At 28.8% G+C, this 3,218-nt stretch carries 3 protein-coding genes; all 3 read right to left on the bottom strand.

Annotated elements, in window-relative coordinates:
- Positions 1-60 precede the first annotated feature (60 nt).
- The 3 genes from COL3_RS27460 to COL3_RS27450 all read right to left on the bottom strand — a co-directional run bounded on the left by COL3_RS27460 (position 61) and on the right by COL3_RS27450 (position 3,126).
- Positions 61-750: a metallophosphoesterase gene (locus COL3_RS27460; protein ID WP_008423209.1), complete on the bottom strand. Its 690-nt coding sequence runs from the start codon at positions 748-750 to the stop codon at positions 61-63.
- Between the two features lie 34 nt (positions 751-784).
- Complete coding sequence (locus tag COL3_RS27455) at positions 785-1,042, bottom strand: EscU/YscU/HrcU family type III secretion system export apparatus switch protein (RefSeq protein WP_008423208.1); 258 nt, start codon at positions 1,040-1,042, stop codon at positions 785-787.
- 152 nt (positions 1,043-1,194) lie between these two features.
- Positions 1,195-3,126, bottom strand: coding sequence for a hypothetical protein (locus COL3_RS27450; protein WP_008423207.1), 1,932 nt, complete (start codon positions 3,124-3,126; stop codon positions 1,195-1,197).
- Positions 3,127-3,218 lie beyond the last annotated feature (92 nt).

The raw sequence follows: 3,218 nt of genomic DNA, 5'->3' as shown, positions 1-3,218 counted from the left end.
GTATGACGCGAAATAGGCAAGCATACTGGTCTATTATTTTTTTGATTGTGCCTTATCTACTTACAGTATTCTCTTAGGATTAAAATCCAGATAGTCTGCTGAAGTTAATATGTATTCAACTCCCTCAAAATGTCCATCTAATACTTTACCTAATAATACTGGTCCATGCAAATGCCCATATATAACTTTTTCCGCATTATATTCCTTTATTATCCTTACAAATTCTGATTCTTCAAATTTCTCGTTCATTGGAGGATAATGAAGCATAACTATTATTTTTTCAAATCCTTTGTTCTTAGCAGCATCTAAAGAAAGTTTCAATCTTATCTGCTCTCTATCATATATCTTTTTATCTTTATCACTATATTTATCTCCACTAGGGCATATCCATCCCCTCGTTCCACATATAGCATAATCTTCATAGACATAAAAATTATTTTGGATAAACTTAGTATTTTCGTACTTTTTATTCAATTTAGAAATACTTCCCCACCAATAATCATGATTACCTTTGCTTATAATCTTTTTGCCTGGCAATTCATTTATCCAATCTAAATCATATTTACTATCTTGTTCTTTTAAAGACCAAGAAATATCTCCAGCTATAAGCACCATATCTTCTTCAGTTATTTTACTAAGCCAATTTTTTTTAATTTTATCACAATGATCCTTCCACTTATCACCAAAAACATCCATTGGTTTTTCAACATTAAAGCCTAAGTGCAAATCTGAAATAGTATATAGTGCCATTTATTTATCACCCTTCTGTTGTCTCTATGCTAGGTTATCTTTTCTTATCTAAATCTGTAAGAAAAGCTATTACATGTGCTACTGCTTCGTATAATTCTGTAGGAATTTCATCTCCAACATCCACATTACATAATAAATCTGTTAATTCTTTATTATAAACTATTGGAACGTCATTATCTTCAGCTTTCTCGATAATTTTATCTGCAATATGCCCCATTCCTGCTGCTGTAACTATTGGAGCGTCACTATTAAATTCATATTTTAATGCTGCTGCTTTTTTTCTCTGATTCATAATTTTTGTACACTCCTAATTAATATTTCCACATATTAAAATGCACAATTAAAGATGGAAAGACCGCAACTTTAAAATATATAATGTCAAAATCTTTGATTGCACATAATAACTTATTCTTAAAATTAACTCTATAAAGATATTAATATAAATTATACCTTAATATCAATAGCTGAAATTGTTAAATCATTAAAGAAATTTCTACAACTTACTATATCTACTGGTTTATCCTTAGCTGATACACTTATCTTAACAAATAATCCAAGGGTAGATAGTCCATCTGCTAATTTTGATTTATTATTATTTAAGGTAGTAGTAAATTCACTACTACATTTTAAATTTACATCCATTCTATTATCTCTCATAGTCAAATAACCATCTACTTCTCCTAAATTTATTGTTTTTACACTGACCACCATTTTAGTATTTGTTGTATCTATTTTCTTCCCATCTTTTCTGTTATCCTTAATAATAAGTTTGCAAGGATATTCATGATTATTTGCGTTTATAGGCATATTTAAATAATAGTACTCATTACTCACAGAATTAAATACTTTGATATCATTAATATTAGATTTAACTAAATTCATTATTTTTTCATAGCCTGCATCTTTTAATTCTGTTTGAGCTACTAAATTCTTAACTATATCTCTCACATTATCAATCTTATCTTTAATTTCATTTTTTATTGCATCTTTATTATCTAAGTCATTTCTTGCTAATAAATCATTAGCATTTAGCTTCCCTACAGTCTCTTTAATTGTAACTGTTTCTATAACATTATTGTTAGTCGCTGCTTCTTTAGGTTGAACATTACCCTTATCATAAGATACATCTGCATTGGGAACTTCATTTCCTGTGCTTTTACTATTTAATAGCTGCGTAAATGATCTAAATTCATCATCAGTAAGTTTAACTTCTTTACCTTCTATGTTACTTAGTAATCCCTCTAATTTTGTTTTGTTTGTTGATTCAATAAGGCGTTCTGCCTGAGTTTTAGGAGAATCATTGTTTGTAAGATTCTCCCCGATAGTATCTTTAATTATTTTTACTAATTGTTGATTATCTAACTTTTCAACTAATGAAGCTGGGAGATTTACTTTTTCATTTTCTGGGGCACTATTTTCATTGATAGCATTATTAGGGTTATTGGCATTTTTCTGAACCATATCAAGTTCGCTATCTTCACTTCCAGCTAATGTTTTAAGTACATCTAATATATTTATTTTTTTTGTTAATGGATCATTTTCATTATATACTTTCGATGCTAAAGCTTTAGCAATATCTAAATTGCTCTTGGAAAATTCCGGCTCTTTACTTGATATCTTGCTATTAAAAATTTCAATATCACTGCTTAAGGCACTATCTGAGATTTCTAAGGAATTCAAAGAATCACTCATCTTTGTAAGTATTTGTTCTATTGAAGAATCTCCTTTAAATAATTTGTTAAAACTACTTATAGTTTCTTCTGAAAAATCTAAATCATTCTCTATAAATGCAAGTATATCGTCAGATGTCATGTTCTTAAATTCATTAAAAAACTTGGTTAACGTTTCTTTTATAGCTTGCCCCTCAGTACTATTAACTGGTATATTTTTACTTTGAAGATACGTTTGAATGAATGTATCAATTTCCTTTGGATTTGCACTTATTTTTTCATTAAATTGGATTAATCCTTTAATTTCATTGATATTATCTCTAGTTAAAGGAATATTATGCTTAACCATATTTTTTAAAATATCAATATCATCTTTTGAAAGACCTTCTTTTTGAATAATTTCCTGAAAATTATCATCTTCAGTTGTTTCTTCGCCAGCAGCACCTTGTACTAATTTAAGTTTTAGTTTTCCATTTTCAAGTCCACCTACTTGAAATTTAACTAATTTAAGATCATCTAAATCAACATTACCGTCAAGTTCAGCTATAAATTGCCATCCATCCGCTAATCTTATTGTAATATCTTTTCCTTCTCCCTTTGCAACTACTCTGCCTGTAAAGCGTTCCCCTACTTCAAAGCTTAACTTGCTAGAAATTTTCTTAGAATTAACATTATATCCATTATTTATATTCCAAATTCCTGGCATATCATCTTCTCCCCTACTAATTTATACTTTAGGCATATGAAAATAAAAAACAAGTCCAAAGTTGCCATGGATATTTTTCATCAGGCAAGGAG

Source organism: Clostridium sp. LS (assembly GCF_002760435.1).
In the GTDB taxonomy this organism is placed as follows: domain Bacteria; phylum Bacillota; class Clostridia; order Clostridiales; family Clostridiaceae; genus Clostridium.
The sequence above is the reverse complement of the archived record's forward strand: the minus strand, read 5'-3'. Positions and strand labels throughout refer to the sequence as shown.

Excerpts from the sequence above, each read along its gene's own strand:
- COL3_RS27460 (WP_008423209.1), bottom strand. The coding sequence starts at position 750 with ATGGCACTATATACTATTTCAGATTTGCACTTAGGCTTTAATGTTGAA.
- COL3_RS27455 (WP_008423208.1), bottom strand. The coding sequence starts at position 1,042 with ATGAATCAGAGAAAAAAAGCAGCAGCATTAAAATATGAATTTAATAGT.
- COL3_RS27450 (WP_008423207.1), bottom strand. The coding sequence starts at position 3,126 with ATGCCAGGAATTTGGAATATAAATAATGGATATAATGTTAATTCTAAG.